This window comes from Marinobacter sp. MBR-99 (assembly GCF_040547575.1).
GTDB lineage: Bacteria > Pseudomonadota > Gammaproteobacteria > Pseudomonadales > Oleiphilaceae > Marinobacter.
Window position 1 is genome coordinate 109,248 of the sequence record NZ_JBEPPY010000014.1, and the last position, 17,980, is coordinate 127,227.

Sequence of the window (17,980 nt, forward strand, 5' to 3'; positions counted from 1 at the left end):
ACCAGGCGCTACCCCCCTGGAGGTCCCGGCGGGCCCATGAACACCTGGGACATCCAGACCAGGAATCCGTAACCACCGACAACAGCAACGGCCAGGATGGGAAACAGGAATACGATGATGAAGATAAACAGCCGGAACTCAATGCTTTTTCGCTGCTCCGGCGTCAGTTGTTGGAGGTCGTCCATAAACCCACCTTTTTTGTATGTGTATTCATCACCCTAGTCAAACAGAGCAAACTTGGCAAAAATCAAATTTGGTATTTCTTTGGAGGTATAGACAGCGGGATAATGGGAGGACTTGCCTCCTGAAGTGAGTCCGTGCCGGGCACAAAAAAGGCCGGCTTCGGGAGCCGGCCCATCATGGGTGTTTCGAGCAAGAGCATCGCTCCGGCAATTAGTCGACCGTGAAAATCACCTTATCGATCACGTGAATCACGCCGTTGGCTGCTTCAACGTCCGCCTCTGTAACCTTGCTTCCCTCGATAACCAGCGCGTTGTTTTGTATGTCGACGTTCAAAGTGGTGCCCGCCAGGTTCGTTACCGTGTCACCATTCGAAGCGTATGCAGTCAGTGAATCTACCCGAATATTAAGAATATGTTGCTGTAAAATGCCCGGCAAATTCGGGTTGGCAAGCAATTGCTCCGCCGTCAGCCCTTCATCAGCCAACAACGCTTCAAAAGCAGCATCGGTTGGCGCGAACACCGTCAAGGTCGCCTCCGGATTCGAAGCGGTAGCGACCAGGTCAGGAGCTCCGTCTCGACTACTCACTTCCACAAGTGCGTCGAGTAGTATTGTAAATTCGGCATTTACTTCATCGGTTGCTAGCTTGGTTACGATCTCTGCAATCGTTGACTCTGTGTCGCTAAGAGCGCTCGGTGGGGGAAGAAGCACTTTATCGATGAGATGAATAACGCCGTTGATTGCATCTACATCAGTAACCGTTACTCGAGAGGTGTTGACGTACAACACGTCCTCACCGTTTTCCTGTGAAATTGAGAGCGCGACGTCTTTGCCGTTCACCGTTTCAACCAAGTTTTGTGGGACTGGGCTTTGAGCGACGCCGATTGCCGCTTCGGCCTTCACTTCACCTACTGACGTTGCGAGAACGTGGTAGCTGAGAACCGTGTTCAGCAATTCTGTGTCAGCCAACAACTCTTCTGCCGTGAGACCCAAGTCCTCGAGTAGAGCTTCGAAGGCTGTGTCTGTCGGCGCAAACACCGTCAACTGATCATTGCCGGCGAGTAGCTCGGCTATAGAAGAGTCTGCCGCAAGAACAGCGGCCTCAAGGATCGTTGTATTTTCGTTTGCAACCGCGATTTCCAGAATATTTTGGGTTGGGCCGCGTGCCGAATCGTTATCGTCGTTATCGAGCCAACAACCGGACAACATGACACTGCCCGCCAAAATTACCGGTAAAGCTATGATCTTTTTCATTTTTCTGTCCTCAATAAAGAATCGCTTGTCGATAGTTTGAGTTGGTTCGAACCTGCACTAGTTCAGTCCCTGACTAATGCGACAAAGCAATCTACGGGGAGGGCAAAAAAACGGATTCACAAATTTTTACATTTGAGTTTACAAATGTGAGCTGAATTCAATTTTTCGTCTGCTAACAGGCACTCAGGAATGATCTTCTACGCGCGCCAACAGATGACTAACGGTGCCATCCGCCAATTTTCCTGCCAACGGTGCGATGAAGATGACCAGGGGAAATGCCACCGCCCACGCCACAACAAACGAGGCGGCCCAGCGGTTGAAGAAACCCTCCGCCAGCCCTGTATTGATAAGGGTGATAATGCCAGACATCATCAATGACATGATGCCGGACATGTAGAGTGAAAAGACAACTCGGCGAACACGTGTAATTTTACGGGAAGACATGACACCTCTTGGGAAATTATGGGCGAACAACATCTGAAACTTTCTTCAATCCGTAGCTAGACTGAGGTAATCAGCGCGCAGCGCGCCAACAGGCTAGCGCAACATCATAGTAAGCATGCAAAGTTTTACCATACGGCTTTTTACCGAGAGACCGGACCCATGGATCAGCGGTACCACACGAGAACCCTGAAGCTCACGACCCTTGCCCTTGCTGCCCTGCTCATACTGGCTGGCTGTAGCTCTACCCGCATGGCCTATCGATATGCAGACTGGGGCGTGGTGTGGTGGGTAGAAGACTATGTAACCCTTAGCCGAGCACAGAAACAGCAGCTGAATCAGGATTTGGATAGCCTGCGCCAGTGGCATTGCTCAGCGGAGCTGCCCCGCTACCGCGCCTGGCTAGACGAGCTTGAGGCGGACATAGCCGATGGCGCACCGGATATCGACACCATTGAGTATCACCAACAACAACTTCTGGTCTTTGTACCGGATTTATTGGATCGAGCTGTACCAGTGGCGGTGAATCTTCTGGCCAGCCTGTCTGATGATCAGGTGACCGAGCTGGCCAGGAACATGGCAGAAGATCAGGCTGAGCTTGAACAGGAAATGCTGGGAGGTAACCAGGACCAGACCGCCAGGGCCCGGGCAGAGCGCACCACCAAACGCGTAGAGCGATGGCTGGGCAGCCTGAACGGGCAGCAGCAGGCCCTGGTTGAAGAATGGTCAGCCAATCGCGATCAACAAACGGAAATCTGGCTGCAGGGACGAAAAAACTGGCAAGAGGCCCTGCTGGAAACACTGGAGCGACGGAATCAGCCCGGCTTTGATGAAGCCATCCGCGAACTGGTGGTTAACTCCGAAAACGCCCGAGGTCCCGAATACCAGGCCATGATGACGGAAAGCCAGCAAGCCCTGGCGAACCTGATGCATTCGTTGATCCGGGCCGGCGACCAACAGCACCGGGAGCACCTGCAGGCCCGGGCGAACAAATTGAACCAGGACTTCACCGCTCTGACCTGTTCCTGATCTCGCCAGACAAACACCCAACACAAAAAAGGGCCGGAGATAACGAATTCTCCGGCCCTTTTGAATCTGGCTGTTATTAAACCGTCAGGTAACCACCGTCCGCATTAATGCAGGCACCCGTGGTGTAGCTGGAAGCGTTGGACACCAGGTACAGCACGGTACCGGCCATTTCGTCCGGATCCGCCACACGCTTCATCGGAATGTGGGCCATGGCCTGCTTCTTGATGGCTTCGTTGGTTGTCAGGGCGCTGGCGAACTTGGTGTCGGTCAGGCCGGGCAGCAGGGCATTCACCCTGACGTTCTGCTGGCCAAGCTCCATAGCGAAGGATTTGGTCATGGAAATCACCGCCGCCTTGGTCACCGAATAGATGCCCTGGAAGTGGCCGGGGTTCACGCCGTTCACCGAGGCAACGTTCACAATGGAGCCGCCACCGTTTTTCTTCATCAGTTGGGCGCCACGGGCACACATGAAGAAGTAACCACGGATGTTCACATCCACGGTTTTGTGGAAGGCACCCAGGTCGGTGTCTTCTACCGGGCCGAAGTACGGATTGGCGGCGGCGTTGTTGACCAGGATATCCAGCTTGCCATGCTCTTTGGCAATGTGCTCCCAAACCGCTTCAATCTGGTCCATTTCTCCGATGTGGCAGGCGAAGGCCTCCGCACTGCCGCCATCCTCACGGATGCTACTGGCCACGGCTTCACAGCCGTCAATCTTGCGACTACTGACAATTACGTGGGCACCGTAATGGGCCAGAGTGCGGGCAATGCTCTCGCCGATGCCACGGCTGGCACCGGTGACCAGGGCGACTTTGCCAGTCAGATCAAACAGGTTCTTGTTGCTCATGGAATTCCCTCAGCTTATCGGAATGTCACCAGGGCGGGGTCTTCCGCTTCCAGGTGGCTATAATTGTTGAATACGGCCAGGCTACGCCGGGGGCCGGAATACAGAATGCGAGACACGCTGGTGTTGACGATCACGTTATTCATCTCCAGCGCCTTGTGGTCTGACAACTCCAGCAAATGCTGGGCAATCACCGCAATGGGCCCGCCGGAGGTGGAGACAATGACATCGGCACCGTCCGCCAGCTCAATCAGTTGATCCAGCGAAGTGCTAACCCGTTGCCGGAAACCCTGCCAGGATTCCGCGTATTCGTGGTCGTGTTCACCACTCACCCAGCGGGCGACAGCTTTTTCAAAAGCCTGCTGAAACGCCCTCGCCGGTTTCGGGAAGCTGGCCAGGTCCCGAGCCATCAACTGTTTGTCCGCCCATTCCGGGCGCAGGCGTTCCACCACTTCAACATGATCAAACTCGTTAAGGCCTTCCATCACCTGCATATCCGGCAGGCTTGCACCGTAACCGGTGGTGATCGCTTCAACGGTTTCCCGATGGCGCTGCAGGTTACCTCCAAAAATGGCACCCGGCTCCACCTTGTCCGCCAGCCAGCGGCCCAGGATCCTGCCCTGCTCCCAGCCTCGCGGAGAGAGCTGGTCGTAGTTTTGCTTGCCGAAACTGGCCTGGCCGTGGCGCACCAGATAGATCGTGGCCATTACAGCGCGCTCTCACTGATCAGCCGCTGGCACCGCTTCTCCAGGTAGTTGGCAGCGTGGCCGAAAGCGGCAAAGCGCTTGTCTTTGGTTTGGCCGTGATAGAAGCGGTAATAGATTTGCTGGACGATCACTGCCAGCCGGAACAGTCCGTAGATTTCATAGAAATCGAAGTTGTCCGCCCGGAAGCCGGATTTCTCCATGTAGTAGTCCACCACTTCCTTGCGGGTCAGCATGCCCGGGCGGTGGGTAGGCTGGCGCCGCAGCATCTGAAACGGGCCTTCGTCGTCGGCTTCAATCCAGTACGCCAGGCTGTTGCCCAGATCCATCAGCGGGTCACCGATGGTGGCCATTTCCCAGTCCAGCACGCCGATCACTTCAAACGGGTTGTCCGGGTTCAGCACCACGTTGTCAAAACGAAAATCGTTGTGGATGACCACCTGGGCGATGTCATCCGGCATCTTGTCGTTCAGCCAGGCCATCACGCTTTCAAAGTCACCGACATCCTCGGTGCGGGCCTTGCGGAAACGGTCGCTCCAGCCGCCAATCTGGCGCTGCACGTAGCCGGCGCCCTTACCCAGTTTGTCCAGGCCGGCGGCCTTGGCATCCACGGTGTGCAGGTCCACCAGCTTGTCGATCACGTTCAGGCAAAGCTTGCGAGTGTCTTCGGCGCTCAGCTCGAAATCCTTCGGGAAATCCTGGCGCAGAATGATGCCCTTGAGCCGCTCCATCACGTAGAAGTCGCACCCCAGAACGCTGTGATCATCGCAGATGGCGACAATGTTGGGGACATAGGGGTAAACGGGCTTCAACGCGTCCATCACCCGCGCTTCCCGCAGCATGTCGTGGGCCGACTTGGCAATCTTGCCGAACGGTGGCCGGCGCAGTACGTAGGACTGGTCGCCGTAATCCACCTGATAGGTCAGGTTGGAAGCACCACCGGGGTACTGCTTGATACTCGGCTGCCCTTCCAGGCCGGGAATGGCCTGTTTCATAAACTGGTCGACGGCGCTGATATCCAGCTCTTCGCCTTCCCGGATGTCTACGGCCTGGTCGATCTGAGTCATTCAATCTCTCCTGTGATGTATTCAGGCGTTCGCCTTGCCACCCATCTTGCTCATCCAGCGCTTGGTTTCCTGGTGCATCAGCCAGTCAAACGCCCAGGGCGCATGGCGCTTGAGAACCCACATGCGGCGTTCTTTGGCGTGGGGCAATACCCAGAAGTCTTTGTCTTTCACGCTGCGGAAAATATCCTCGGCCACATCTTCGGCGGTAATGTTGGACCGCTTCATCAGTTTGTTGACGTTCTGCTGGATGCCGGGAATATCCGAGCGCATGGTGCTGGCCAGGTTGGTCTGGAAGAACGCGGGGCACACACAGCTGACGTGAATACCGGAATCCCGCAGCTCCTGGCTGAGGGTTTCGGACAGGGCAATCACCCCCGCCTTGGAAACATTGTAGCTGTCCATCAACGGCGCCAGCATAAGACCGGCCATGGAGGCCACGTTCACAAACGCGCCGGAGCCCTGTTCCTTGAACAGTGGCGTGAAGGCTTTGCAGCCACGCACAACGCCGAGTACGTTGATATCAAGAATCCATTCCCAGTCACCAATGGTGGTGTCTTCAATGGAGCCAGCGGAGGCAACGCCGGCGTTGTTGACCACAACGTCCACACCGCCCCACTTCTCTACCAGGTCATCCCGTACTTTTTCAAAGTCGCTCAGGCGGCGGACGTCACATTCAACGAAATAGCCCTCGCCCCCTGCGTTGTTCAGTTCCGCCTCAACGGCCACGCCCTGCTCGGGGTTAATGTCCCCAATGCAGACTTTTGAGCCCTCTTTGGCATACCGCAATGCAATCGCCCGGCCCAGGCCGCTGGCCCCGCCGGTTATAAATACCCGTTGTGTCATCTGTGTTTCTCTCCGTTATGTTTATGTTCTGGAGTTCGTGTTCTTTGCTTTGGAGGAGGCGCTGCTACCGGGTAGGCCTTTCCAAAACACGCTGTGAATACTTCCCTGTACGCTCTGCTCCGCCATCCATGGCTCCGCAAGGTTTTGGAAAGGCCTACCCGGCATCAGCTCCCAATCTCATCAGTAAGCTGTTCCAATTTTTTTCTCGCAACCCCTCGCCAATGCTGGAAAGGGGCCGGTGGGGTGGGGCTTCTGAAAATGTGCGGAGCCATGGATGGCGGAGCCCAAGCGTCACATGGACGTGCCGAAGGAGCGTTTTTCAGAAGCCCCACCCCACCGGCCACCCCACTCCCAATCAAGAGGCCAGGCGAACCAAAGCACCCAATCCAAAAATCAGGATTTATACTTCCGAAGCTCCAGGCGAGCCACCATGGCCCGATGCACTTCGTCGGGACCGTCGGCCAACCGCAGAACCCGAGCGTAACCGAACAATGCCGTCAGCGGGAAATCGTCATCGCTAACCCCGGCACCACCGTGAATCTGAATCGCATCATCCACAATCTGCTGCAGCATCGCAGGCACCACGGCCTTGATCATGGACACTTCCTGCAACGCCCCCATAATGCCCTTGGTATCCAGCGCCCACGCGCATTTCAGGGTCAGCAACCGCGCCTGCTCGATGTTCATACGGGCATTCGCGATCACATCCGGATTGCCACCCAGTTTCGCCAACGGACGTCCAAAAGCTTCGCGGGTCAGGGAGCGCTTGATCAGAAGCTCCAGGGTACGTTCTGCCGCGCCGATCGCACGCATACAGTGGTGTACGCGGCCCGGCCCCAAACGGCCCTGGGCGATTTCGAAGCCTCGGCCGGGGCCGGCGATGATGGCGCTCTTGGGCAGGCGCACGTTGTCGAACAGTACCTGGCCGTGGCCATATGGCTCATCGTAGGCGCCGAATACCGGCAGCATTCGCTCGATGGTGATGCCCGGAGTGTCCAGCGGCACCAGCACCATGGAATGGCGGCGGTGTTTCTGGGCGTCAGGGTCGGTCACGCCCATAAAGATGGCGACTTTGCAGTCGGGATGGCCGATGCCGGTGCTCCACCACTTGCGGCCGTTCAGGACTACTTCGTCGCCCTCAACCGTCGCGGTGGCTTCCATGTTGGTAGCGTCGGAAGAGGCAACCGCCGGTTCGGTCATGCAGAAGGCGGAGCGTACTTCGCCGCTCATGATTCTGGGTAGCCACTCAGCTTTTTGCTCTTCAGAGCCGTAGTGAATCAGCACTTCCATGTTGCCAGTGTCTGGCGCGTTGCAGTTGAAGATTTCCGGGGCGATAAAGCTGCGGCCGGTTTCTTCGGCAATCAGGGCATAGTCGGAGTTCAGCAGGCCACAGCCGTATTTGTCGTCCGGGAAGAACATGTTCCACAGGCCCTGGGCCTTGGCTTTTTCCTTCAGTTCTTTGATGATCGGCAACACAACCCAGCGGTTTTCCAGGGAGGCAAGCTCCTTGTGGTACTGCTCTTCAATGGGGTAGATCTCGTCGCGCATGAACTGTTTCACGCGCTTGAGGTAATCCTGGCCTTTCTCGGAAATATTGAAATCCATGGTGCAGCTCCTCGCGCTTGCCTGCCCCAACCGGGGCGCACTTTCATTCAGATGGGAAACAGTCTAGGAGCCAATGCGCTATTACGCGACTGAATTGTTCTTATCGTTTATCATTACCTGCACTTATTCAGATAACGGACATTTATTATGGCCCTGAATCGCCTGGACCTGAACCTGCTGCATGTCTTCGACACCATTTATCGGGAGGGCAGCCTGACCCGCGCCGCCCGGGCGCTACACCTGACGCAGCCCGCGGTGAGCCATTCCCTGGCACGGCTGCGGGATCATTTTGATGACCCGCTGTTTACCCGCCAGGGCAACCAGATGGTGCCCACGCCCCTGGCGCGGCGATTCCTGGAGTCCATGCGGCCGGGGTTGAATCAGGTGCAGAGCGCGGTCAACCAGTTCCATGCTTTTGACCCGGCCAGTCAGCGCAAGACGTACACCCTGGGGTTACGGGATGTGCTGGAATCGACCTTTCTGCCGCAGTTGATGGGTAAGCTGGCACCCTATCCAGACATGGAGATTGTCTCCCAGCGGATACCAAGGCGGGATATGGAAACCCAGTTGGCGGCCGGCAAGCTGGATTTTGCCATTGATGTGTTGCTGCCGGTCAGCAATCAGACCAGCCATGAACTGCTTCGACAGGACCGCCTGGTGGTGTTGGCGCGCAAGGGGCACCCGGCCATCAAAAACGGACTGGATATGCCCACGTATCTGAACGCAAAACATGTGCTGGTGTCGTCTCGCACCGAGGGGCCAGGCATTGAGGACTTTGAGCTATCCCGTCACGGGGTACAACGCAGTATACGGCTGCGTTGCCAACACTATTACGCTGCCTGCCGGGTGGTGGAAAATTCCGACTTGCTGCTGACCATGCCGGAAACCTACGCCCGGATTATTGCCGAACGCGGGCAGATTGAGGTAATGAGCCCACCCGCTCAGATGCCATCCATTGATGTGCATCTGTACTGGCACAAGGCCTATGAGCGGGAGCCTGCGCTGGTGTGGTTCCGGGATCTGCTGCGCAGCCTGCCGCAGAATCAGTAGGCGCCCACCAGGGCAAGAAAGCCGAAGAAACCGGCGGCGGTAATACCAAGGGAGATCACAACGATGCCAAAGCCCCACCAGATTGCGGCGGAGTCTGACACCGGCACGTCATGGCCCCGCAATGTGCGATAAAAGGCCCAAGGGCCAAGCACAAACGAGCCCACTACGGCGAACACCAGGCCAACGGCAATGCCAGCGAATGTCCAGGTAGCCAAAACCATGGCCCTGTCTGAACTCTGTTCTTTAACACCGTGGTGCTCCAGAAACTTCTTGCAGAAGAACCACAGCAGGGCAAACAGGGCGACCACAAAGACCAGGCCGCCAACAAGCGTAATAATGCGATACAGCACAGAACCATCCTTAACTGTTGGGTGATCAGCCAGGGAACACCGGCTCCGGCAGGCACTCAAAGCCTGGCTTGGCGAACAGGTAGCCCTGATAGAGCGCGATACCCTGAGAGCGCAGCCAGAAGTATTCCTCTCTGGTTTCTACGCCCTCAGCCACAATCCGACCACCAAGATGGCGCATCATGGTGATGATTCCAAGTACCACCGCCTGCTTATTCACGTCTTCATGGATATTTCGCACCAGCGCCATATCCAGCTTCAGAAGATCCGGCGGGCTCAGCATCATGATGTTGTAACGGGAATACCCAGCGCCAAAATCGTCTATCGCGGTGCTGAATCCCATTGATTGATAGGCTTCGATGATGGAGGACAGATGCTCTACCGAACTGAGGTCCTCGTTTTCAATCATCTCAAAGATGATCTTCCGGGTATCGAAGTTGTAGGTTTTCGCCGCCGCCAGGGTAGTCCGGATGCAATACTCAGCCTTGTACACCGCGTTAGGCATAAAGTTAATGCTGAGCATTGGCTGCATGTCGAGCCGGGCTGCCAGCTTGACCGCTTTGACCCGGCAGATCTGATCAAACGCATAGCGATTGTTTTCATTCACCTGGGACAGAACCGACATGGCACCTTGCCCTTCAGGGCCGCGCACCAGGGCCTCATAGGCAAACACCGTTTTGTTCTCCGCATCCACGATGGGCTGGAAGGCAAAACTGAACGAGAAATCCAGACCGTTACCGCAGGCGCACTGCCCACAGTGTGACTCATCAAACAATACTTCAGGTCTATTCACACGAGCTCCGGGCGCATAGGCAAACACATTGGGTTGGAAGCTTAAAAGAATCAATTATTTTCCACTATAGCCATCAACCGAAAGGACGTAAAACATCGTCAATTAATAAAGTTGAAGTCACTGGCATATGCCAGCCCGGGGGCTACACTGGGGTTGTTGAATGACACCCGCATACACCGCACTCAAGGAGGTTCGGGAATGGCCCAGACCACTCGCATCGCAGTTACCCCAGGGGACGGCATCGGCCCGGAAGTCGTCGCCGAAGCTGTCCGCTGTCTGGAGACCCTGCGCGCGAAGCACGACCTGTCACTGGAATGGACCCGCTTTCCCTGGCCATCCCATGCCTGGCATGAAGAGTACGGAGAATCCTGGCCGGCAGACGCCCTGACCCAGCTAAAGGCCTATGATGCCATCCTGCTGGGCGCCCTGGGCGACCCCGGCCCCATCGACGACACCAACCGTTACCTGTTGCCAGACAGCATCTCCCTCGCTCCCCTGCTGGACATGCGCAAAGGTTTTGACCAGTGGGTGTGTGAACGCCCGGCGCGACTATTGCCGGGCGCCAGGCAGTACCTCAAAGATGATCGCGCCAAAGACATCGACATGCTGGTGATTCGCGAGAACAGTGAAGGCGAGTACGTCAGCCAGGGTGGTCGCCTGCGCCAGGGCAAGCCAGACGAAGTGGCCACTCAGATGGAGGTGTTCACCCGCCGGGCCACCGAACGGATCATCCGTTACGGTTTTGAACAGGCCCGCAGGCGCGCCGGGGAACGGGTTCAGGAAGGCCGCACCCGCGCCTTCCGAACACTGGATGGCCGAAGCTGCGAAAGCCAGGTGTGCCTGGTGACCAAGCGTAATGCCTTGCGTTACTGGGGTGACATGTACACCGAGGTATTTGAGGAAGTCAGCCAAGACTTTCCCGACGTAGCCACCCACCACGAACTGGTAGACGCCGCCTGCATGAAGTTTGTTCAGTGCCCCTGGGCCTTTGATGTGGTGGTGGCCAGCAACCTGCAGGGCGATATCCTGACCGACCTGGCAGCCGTCCTGTCTGGCGGCATGGGTGTTGCTCCCTCCTGCAACCTCAACCCGACCGACCCGAATATGCCTTCCATGTTCGAGCCCACCCATGGCAGCGCCCCGGATATTGCCGGCCAGGGGATTGCAGACCCCACCGCCATGCTGTTTACCACGGCGCGTATGCTCGATTGGCTTGGCCGGAAAGACCCCAAACTGGCACAGGCCGGCAAGGAGCTGTTCGACGCCGTAGCCGCTGACCTTGCCGAACAGGGTAACCAGCAACGGGCTACCAGCCAGATTGGCGATGCCATTTGTAAACGCCTGCAGGGCTGACTAGTCTGCTAAAGAGGTATTTCATTCACTTCGGGAGGTGTCCATGACCGACCACAAAGGCAAACTGTCCCCCCTGCTCAAGCAGGCTACCGGCATCACCGCCGCCAAGGGCGAAGGTGCCTATATTATTGACCCCGATGGCCGTCGGTATCTGGACTTCACCTCCGGCATCGGTGTCACCAGCACCGGCCATTGCCACCCGAAAGTAGTGGCCGCTGCTCAAAAACAGGTGGCCACCATGATTCACGCCCAGGCCACCACCGTGATGAACCCCAGGTTGCCGGAACTGGCGGAAAAACTCGGAGAACTGACACCAGACCCTCTGAATGCTTTCTTCTTTTCCAACTCCGGCACCGAGGTGGCCGAAGGCGCCGTTAGACTGGTCCGCCAAGCCACCGGGCGGCCAAATGTCATTGTGTTCCATGGCGGCTTTCATGGCCGCACCATGGGCTCATTGTCCATGACCACCTCCAGCGTTGCGCTGCGGGCCGGCGTCAGCCCGATGATGGGTGGCGTTGTGGTGGCCCCCTTTCCCCATGCCTTTCACTATGGCTGGAGCCTGGACGAAGCCACCGACTTCTGCCTGCGGGAGCTGGACAGAATCTTCGTAACTTATTCCGCCCCCAAGGAAACCGCCGCCATGCTGATTGAGCCGGTTCAGGGTGAAGGCGGCTACGTACCCGCCAACGCCCGCTTCCTGAAGGGCCTCCGGGAACGCTGCGACAAACACGGCATCATGCTGGTGTTCGATGAAGTGCAGGCCGGCTTCGGCCGCAGCGGAAAGTTCTGGGCCCATGAACACTTTGGCGTAACTCCGGATGCCATCATGATCGCCAAAGGCCTGGCCAGCGGCTTCCCGATCTCTGCCCTGGCGGCTTCCGAGGAAACCATGTCCAAGGGCTGGCCCGGTTCACAGGGTGGTACCTACGGAGGCAATGCCGTGGCTGCTGCGGCCGCTATCGCGACGATTGATGTCATTCGCGAAGAGGGCCTGGTGGAGAACGCAGACCGCATGGGCAAACGCCTGTGGGATAACCTGCACGCCCTGAAAAAGGATTATCCGGAGATGGCCGATGTCCGGGGCAAGGGCCTGATGGTCGGTGTGGAAATGCGCCGGGGCGAATGCCCGGATGGCGAACGTGCCGGTAAGATTCTCAAGGAATGCGAAAGCCGGGGCTTGCTGATGCTGCGCTGCGGCCCCTACCAGGAAATTGTCCGCTGGTTGCCGCCACTGATTGTCACCCAAGAACAGATTGACGAGGCGACCGGCATCTTTGAAGAGGCCCTGAAAGCCACCGCCTGAGAACAGGGGTAAACAAAAAGGCCAGGTGACACACGTCATCTGGCCTTTTTTTATGCAAACCACTTTGAAAACGCTAAGGTATTATCTGTCTGCCGTGACAAACTCCAGGCGCCCGGGGGCAACCCGGATATCCATGGGCACAATGCCAAGCATCCGCTGGGCGAAGTCTTCCTCATTGAGACGATACACCGGCATGGTTTCCAGCATCTGGGCCACCACCCGCATCACGTTGTCCGTGATCGGCGCCAGGTCGCCCTTGAAAAAGGGTGAATCGATGGAGCTCTCCAGAAGCTGGAGCCGGCGGATATACACCGCTTTTTCCTGACTGTCATACACCGGAGCCCCTTCAACCTTGAGCGCCAGGTCTACCGGCAGCTTGGCCATCAGTGCGTTCAAAGCCACCTGCCCCCGAAGATCAATCACCGCCACATCGCGACCATCAGGCCCCAGGGTAATGTTTGCATCACTAAGGCTCAGGCTGAGTGGCGATCCACTCTGCAAGTGCTGCCGATCATAGTCGGCCACCGCCCGCTTGAGATGCCGCTCAATCTCGCCCTCGGAGATGGCATAAGGTGAAATGCTCGCACAACCACTGGCCAGAACTGCCAGCACCAGAACCGGGAACCAGGCCCGAACCTGCATGAATATTTTCATTTTTCTTCCTCTGAAACCGAGCCCCCTATCCTGCGGCAGGCATACTTTCCACGCAAGCGGTGTTGATTAACGATTGTTGAGGAATTCAGTCATTCTCGGCACGAGCCTGCACGGTTGGCGTCAGCTGCTCATCAAACGTCACAGTCAGCACGATGGGCTGGCAGCACACCTGGCAATCCTCGACATACTCCTGTTCAGCCACCGAGGGGTCGACGCTGATTTCCAGCGTCTCCCAGCAGTAAGGGCATTGAACGAGCACTGAATCAAGCGCAGACATGCGAGCTCAGAACTGCTGTTTGGCCATCCAGGGGATGATCCGGTCGAACGCCTCTTCCATCCGCTCACAGGTGGTCGAAAAACTGAAACGCAGGGCATTGGTGCAGTGCTCACCGAAGGCGTCACCCGGCACCACACATACCCCGGTTTCCTTCAGCATCCGGAGCGCCAGATCAGAACCATCCACATGGGGCGGCAAATCCGGAAAAGCGAAGAACGCGCCGCCGGGCTTGTAGCCGGTCAGATAGGGAGTCTGGTCGATGAGCTCCACAATCTTGTCCCGACGTTCCCGATAAATATCCACCATGTCGCGCACGCACTGCTGGTCTGCAGTCAGGGCAGCCACGCCGGCAAACTGGGACGGTGTATTAGCCACCGATGTGGTGAACATGTGGTAGCGACGCAGGGACTTGATCGCAGCCTGGCTCGAAATCACCCAACCAACTCGCAAACCCGCCATACTGTAGGTCTTGGAGAAGCTGCTGATGCACATGATGTTGTCCAGATCCATGGAACAGTTCAGGACGCTCGCAAAGTCATCATCATCAAAGATCAGGTGGTCATAGACCTCATCAGCGTAGACCTGAATCCCGCGATAGGCGCACTCCTCAAGAATCGTCTCGACCGTGCTACGGGGATACACCGCTCCGGTCGGATTGTTGGGGTTATTCAGGATAAGAGCGAATGTCCGTGCCCCCATGGCACGGATCACATCATCCGGGTCCAGCTGGTGGTTGTTTTCGGCCCGGGTGGGCACAAACTTTACCTCACCGCCGGTCATCCGGATAAGGGGTGCGTAGAGCAGGAACGACGGGTCCGTCACGATAAACTGACGACCGGGCGCCGAGGTCGCCGAAATGGCCAGGTACATGGCCTCGGTGGCACCGCTCGTTACCAGAATATTGTCTCGGGTGAGCTTGCGGTTGTAGCGCTTGCCATAGTAATCCCGCAGGGCCACCAGTAGCTCCGGCAGGCCGGCATCCATGGTGTAGCCGGTTTGCCCGGCGTTCAGCGCGTCAATATAGGCATCAATAATATGCTTGGGTGTTGGCAGGTCTGGCTGCCCTATGGACAAATGAATCACGTCCTTCATCGTGGACGCCATATTCACCAAGCGACGAATCCCCGAAACAGGAATGGCCTGCATGGCCGGGTTCCAGCTGGCCTTGGTCTTGCGGTACTTCACCTTCCGCGGCTTAGTCTCGCCGGTATCCTTGTTCGCGGATTCCGCCATACGCACCTCCTGACAACAGGGTAAATAAAGACCTACCCCTGCAGGTTAGTCAGTAAAAATGAGCGGTACAAGGCCAGTGGGACTAAAGACTGAACAAACCCGCCCGGGCCCGGGATCAGTAAAGCCAGGTTGACCCCAACCCACTCGCCTACCAGACTACAATGATGGACTGAAACCAATCGTTGCGATTCCTGCGGAGGTGAAATGACAGCGTCCAACAAACCGGTGGTCACCGTTCTTACAGCACCCGGCGAAGCCCCGCCTCCCGGCATCGAAGCCGTTCAGGCCAGGGCGGAAGTTCGCTTCGCCTGCGATGAACAAACACTCCGGGACACCCTGCCCGGCACCGATGTCATGATGGTGACCGATTTCCGTACTGAAGCGCTGGAAGCCGCCTGGCCTACCGCAGACCGGCTGAAATGGATTCACGCCACCAGCGCCGGCGTTGATGCGCTCATGTTCCCGGCGCTGATCAAAGGCGACGTTACCGTGACCAATGCCCGGGGCATCTTCGACCGGACCATTGCCGAGTATGTGCTGTGCTGCATTCTGATGTTCGCCAAAGATTTTCCCCGGTCTATCCGTTTACAACTGAAGCACGAGTGGAAGCATCGGGACACGGAGCGGGCCGAAGGCAAGCAGGTGCTGGTAGTGGGCGCCGGCTCCATCGGCCGCCAGATCGGCCGACTGGTTAACGCCACAGGCATGCATGCCCATGGTATTGCCCGCACACCCCGGCAGAAAGACCCGGACTTTGTAGCGGTGCACGGCAACGATGAATTGTATGACCAGTTGAGCCATGCGGATTTTGTGGTGATTGCCGCACCACTGACACCGCAAACCGAAGGGCTGTTCGACAGCAAGGCGTTTGCGGCGATGAAGAAGTCAGCCAGGCTGATCAATATCGGACGCGGGCCCATTGTGAAGACGGATGATCTGATCAAAGCGCTGGACGATGGTGAGATTGCCGGGGCGGCTCTCGATGTGTTCGAGGAGGAGCCGTTACCGGAGGATCATCCGCTCTGGGAGCGGGATAATGTGATCATGACGGCGCATATGGCGGGCGATTTCATCGGCTGGAAGCGGGCGCTGACGGACCAGTTCCTGGAGAACTTTGATCGCTGGCACAAGGGTGGCGAGCTGTTCAACCTTGTCAACAAGGAGCTTGGGTACGCCGGCAGCTAGATTTTCAAGTTTCCCACTCCGCGAACCGTGAGACCCACTTCGCATTGGGCGATTGCTAACAACATTCGGATTGACATCTGCCAACCGGCCAGCATAAATTCCAGACGTCGAATTGCGACTGGATTAAAACAAGGAGGTTGTATGGCGGCAACACGGTTACTGTTGCTATGCATACTATTAACTGCTTTTCAGGCCCAATCTGGGGAGCTAGTCTTGTCTCAAGATTTGGCCCTTGACTACGCCGAGCCGAAGCTCATTTCTCACAGCAGCACCATGCTCATCCTCAAATACGATGACTGGTCTCTGTCACACCGAGTCGTAGACTCAACCGCGATCTATCCCAAGATCAACCTCTCGGGCATAGAGGAAGTGTATCTCCATTCACTCTTCCTTCCTGCCCGGCGCGACTCTCTGCCTAAATGGCTTCAGGTGCTTGCGGAAGAGCAGGCTCGCCAGTTCGGTCTACCGGAGGGTCAAGTATTCGAAGAGACCGTTGGCAATGCCAAGATTTTGGGAACTTACAACCAACAAAATGAGGAAGGTTACCTCTTTATCTTTGATCGCGTTGCCATCCATCAGGTGACTATCGCGGGAACTGAAAAACAGTATAAGGATCTGATCAGAAACATCAGGGAGAGATGAGTATGGATATTTATGAAAGGGACCATCTGCAACAATTCCTGGTTACGATATTTGGCCAACAAGCTGCAAGCTGGTTTCCGAATGAGCCTCTATTCAATCTAACCTACGAGTTGATTCAGGAATCCGGAGGCTGTACTGAGGCAATGCGATACGTACCCGAACCCCTGGGCCCAGCCAGGAACGCTTTTAGGTGGATGGCCAAAGAGGTAAGGAAAAAGTTTCTAAAAACAATCGCCGAAAATAAGGACCATTACGCAATGTGTATTGGTACGACAGCCTACCGAATGGCGCACCGATTCCACTTGGCGGCGCAGGGTGTTTGAGCAACAGCCAAACTGAAAAATGGAGCCTGTGCAAACGTATTAAGCGTTCCGCATGAGGCTCCAGCGTTACACAGCCGTCACCTCCGCCACCGAAGCCGCCACTTTGTAGTCCACTCCTCCCAGTGCCTCAAAATGCGCCTCGCCACACAGAATCTTCAGGTTCTCCTCCAGCCGGCGCTTGTCGCTATCGTGGGTGGTTTTGGTCTCACGAATCAGGTATACCTTGCGATCTTCCTCAAGCACCACCGCCCAGTCCGGGTTGTAATCGCCAACCGGCGTCGGAATCGTGAACCAGCGGGGTAACTTGCAGAAAAACTTCACGTTCTCCGCGCCGTCGAGCGCCTGTGCGGTCATCCGCTCAATGTGGGAATCGCACTCGATGTAATCGTAGGGTGTCTGAACCTGATCGCCCTGATTGCCATGCTGCACCTGATAGGAGCGGTCCAGATACGCCTCCAACTCAGGCTCATTGAACAGCTCCATCTTGTAGTGTTCGCCGGCCAGTTTCTCGTAGCGAATGCCATCCACCAGCAATTCATCCAGCGCTTTCTGGATTTGCCGGGCGGCCTCGGTGATAAACCCTTGCGGGTTGGTTTTGAATTCACCCAGCCGCTTGCAGTTGCGGATGATCCTCAGCAGCGTGCCCCGGGTCAGATGCGTGCGCTCTTGCAAGGCACCTATCAAATCCGGCAAAACCTCGTGAGAACTGACGTAACGTTCCTTGGTGGTGGAAATTTGCCGTTCACTGCCGAAACCGGGTAAGCGCCAATAAACCAGCACCTACCCCACAGCTATAAGATTACCCAAACTGGATTCCTCACCAACCCCAAGAGGAATCGTCATGACACCAACC

General features: G+C 56.7%; 20 protein-coding genes. 6 read left to right on the top strand and 14 right to left on the bottom strand.

The window, feature by feature from the left end:
• Positions 1 to 8 precede the first annotated feature (8 nt).
• The 3 genes from ABIE59_RS13415 to ABIE59_RS13425 form a co-directional block, all read right to left on the bottom strand.
• Complete coding sequence (locus tag ABIE59_RS13415) at positions 9 to 185, bottom strand: periplasmic nitrate reductase, NapE protein (RefSeq protein WP_354447626.1); 177 nt, start codon at positions 183 to 185, stop codon at positions 9 to 11.
• A 208-nt stretch (positions 186 to 393) separates the two neighbouring features.
• Positions 394 to 1,434, bottom strand: a complete 1,041-nt coding sequence (locus ABIE59_RS13420; protein WP_354447628.1) for a fasciclin domain-containing protein — start codon at positions 1,432 to 1,434, stop codon at positions 394 to 396.
• Between the two features lie 183 nt (positions 1,435 to 1,617).
• Positions 1,618 to 1,878 carry a DUF2798 domain-containing protein gene (locus ABIE59_RS13425; protein ID WP_354447630.1) on the bottom strand — a complete coding sequence of 87 codons (261 nt, stop codon included), beginning with the start codon at positions 1,876 to 1,878 and terminating at the stop codon, positions 1,618 to 1,620.
• Positions 1,879 to 2,037: 159 nt separating this feature from the next.
• Here ABIE59_RS13425 and ABIE59_RS13430 point away from each other — a divergent pair, with 159 nt between their 5' ends.
• Positions 2,038 to 2,904 carry a DUF6279 family lipoprotein gene (locus ABIE59_RS13430; RefSeq protein ID WP_354447632.1) on the top strand — a complete coding sequence of 289 codons (867 nt, stop codon included), beginning with the start codon at positions 2,038 to 2,040 and terminating at the stop codon, positions 2,902 to 2,904.
• 76 nt (positions 2,905 to 2,980) lie between these two features.
• Here the strand turns inward: ABIE59_RS13430 and ABIE59_RS13435 are convergent, their stop codons facing one another.
• From ABIE59_RS13435 to ABIE59_RS13455, 5 genes are all read right to left on the bottom strand, one after another.
• Complete coding sequence (locus tag ABIE59_RS13435) at positions 2,981 to 3,751, bottom strand: SDR family oxidoreductase (RefSeq protein WP_354447633.1); 771 nt, start codon at positions 3,749 to 3,751, stop codon at positions 2,981 to 2,983.
• Between the two features lie 14 nt (positions 3,752 to 3,765).
• Positions 3,766 to 4,455, bottom strand: a complete 690-nt coding sequence (locus ABIE59_RS13440) for a histidine phosphatase family protein (protein ID WP_354447634.1) — start codon at positions 4,453 to 4,455, stop codon at positions 3,766 to 3,768.
• Positions 4,455 to 5,519 (bottom strand): phosphotransferase family protein, encoded by a 1,065-nt coding sequence (locus tag ABIE59_RS13445; RefSeq protein ID WP_354447636.1) that lies wholly within the window; start codon positions 5,517 to 5,519, stop codon positions 4,455 to 4,457. The genes ABIE59_RS13440 and ABIE59_RS13445 overlap by 1 nt, the downstream gene beginning before the upstream one ends.
• 21 nt (positions 5,520 to 5,540) lie before the next feature.
• On the bottom strand, positions 5,541 to 6,362 hold the full coding sequence (locus ABIE59_RS13450) for an SDR family oxidoreductase (protein ID WP_354447638.1): 822 nt from the start codon (positions 6,360 to 6,362) through the stop codon (positions 5,541 to 5,543).
• Positions 6,363 to 6,755: 393 nt separating this feature from the next.
• On the bottom strand, positions 6,756 to 7,967 hold the full coding sequence (locus ABIE59_RS13455; RefSeq protein ID WP_354447640.1) for an acyl-CoA dehydrogenase family protein: 1,212 nt from the start codon (positions 7,965 to 7,967) through the stop codon (positions 6,756 to 6,758).
• A 147-nt stretch (positions 7,968 to 8,114) separates the two neighbouring features.
• On the opposite strand from ABIE59_RS13455, the gene ABIE59_RS13460 reads away from it, so the two are divergent.
• Positions 8,115 to 9,017: a LysR family transcriptional regulator gene (locus tag ABIE59_RS13460; protein ID WP_354447642.1), complete on the top strand. Its 903-nt coding sequence runs from the start codon at positions 8,115 to 8,117 to the stop codon at positions 9,015 to 9,017.
• On the opposite strand, the gene ABIE59_RS13465 is transcribed toward ABIE59_RS13460, so the two are convergent.
• Both ABIE59_RS13465 and ABIE59_RS13470 read right to left on the bottom strand, forming a co-directional pair.
• Positions 9,011 to 9,367 carry a hypothetical protein gene (locus ABIE59_RS13465; protein WP_354447644.1) on the bottom strand — a complete coding sequence of 119 codons (357 nt, stop codon included), beginning with the start codon at positions 9,365 to 9,367 and terminating at the stop codon, positions 9,011 to 9,013. The genes ABIE59_RS13460 and ABIE59_RS13465 overlap by 7 nt on opposite strands.
• 25 nt (positions 9,368 to 9,392) lie before the next feature.
• Positions 9,393 to 10,157, bottom strand: a complete 765-nt coding sequence (locus tag ABIE59_RS13470; RefSeq protein ID WP_354447646.1) for an EAL domain-containing protein — start codon at positions 10,155 to 10,157, stop codon at positions 9,393 to 9,395.
• Between the two features lie 198 nt (positions 10,158 to 10,355).
• On the opposite strand from ABIE59_RS13470, the gene ABIE59_RS13475 reads away from it, so the two are divergent.
• Both ABIE59_RS13475 and ABIE59_RS13480 read left to right on the top strand, forming a co-directional pair.
• On the top strand, positions 10,356 to 11,510 hold the full coding sequence (locus tag ABIE59_RS13475; protein WP_354447648.1) for an isocitrate/isopropylmalate dehydrogenase family protein: 1,155 nt from the start codon (positions 10,356 to 10,358) through the stop codon (positions 11,508 to 11,510).
• A gap of 43 nt (positions 11,511 to 11,553) precedes the next feature.
• Positions 11,554 to 12,813, top strand: coding sequence for an aspartate aminotransferase family protein (locus ABIE59_RS13480; RefSeq protein WP_354447650.1), 1,260 nt, complete (start codon positions 11,554 to 11,556; stop codon positions 12,811 to 12,813).
• Positions 12,814 to 12,894: 81 nt separating this feature from the next.
• Here ABIE59_RS13480 and ABIE59_RS13485 read toward each other — a convergent pair whose 3' ends face one another.
• The 3 genes from ABIE59_RS13485 to ABIE59_RS13495 all read right to left on the bottom strand — a co-directional run bounded on the left by ABIE59_RS13485 (position 12,895) and on the right by ABIE59_RS13495 (position 14,977).
• Positions 12,895 to 13,467: a YceB family lipoprotein gene (locus tag ABIE59_RS13485; RefSeq protein ID WP_354447652.1), complete on the bottom strand. Its 573-nt coding sequence runs from the start codon at positions 13,465 to 13,467 to the stop codon at positions 12,895 to 12,897.
• Positions 13,468 to 13,552: 85 nt separating this feature from the next.
• Positions 13,553 to 13,744 carry a CPXCG motif-containing cysteine-rich protein gene (locus ABIE59_RS13490; protein ID WP_354447654.1) on the bottom strand — a complete coding sequence of 64 codons (192 nt, stop codon included), beginning with the start codon at positions 13,742 to 13,744 and terminating at the stop codon, positions 13,553 to 13,555.
• A 6-nt stretch (positions 13,745 to 13,750) separates the two neighbouring features.
• Entirely contained in the window at positions 13,751 to 14,977 is a 1,227-nt protein-coding gene (locus ABIE59_RS13495) for a pyridoxal phosphate-dependent aminotransferase (RefSeq protein WP_058090650.1), read from the bottom strand.
• A 204-nt stretch (positions 14,978 to 15,181) separates the two neighbouring features.
• Here ABIE59_RS13495 and ABIE59_RS13500 point away from each other — a divergent pair, with 204 nt between their 5' ends.
• Both ABIE59_RS13500 and ABIE59_RS13505 read left to right on the top strand, forming a co-directional pair.
• Complete coding sequence (locus tag ABIE59_RS13500) at positions 15,182 to 16,162, top strand: D-2-hydroxyacid dehydrogenase (RefSeq protein WP_354447656.1); 981 nt, start codon at positions 15,182 to 15,184, stop codon at positions 16,160 to 16,162.
• Between the two features lie 141 nt (positions 16,163 to 16,303).
• Positions 16,304 to 16,804: a hypothetical protein gene (locus ABIE59_RS13505; RefSeq protein ID WP_354447658.1), complete on the top strand. Its 501-nt coding sequence runs from the start codon at positions 16,304 to 16,306 to the stop codon at positions 16,802 to 16,804.
• A 389-nt stretch (positions 16,805 to 17,193) separates the two neighbouring features.
• On the opposite strand, the gene ABIE59_RS13510 is transcribed toward ABIE59_RS13505, so the two are convergent.
• The gene (locus ABIE59_RS13510; protein ID WP_354447660.1) at positions 17,194 to 17,907 is read right to left on the bottom strand and encodes a restriction endonuclease; all 714 of its coding nucleotides are present in this window, start codon (positions 17,905 to 17,907) and stop codon (positions 17,194 to 17,196) included.
• Between the last annotated feature and the right edge of the window lie 73 nt (positions 17,908 to 17,980).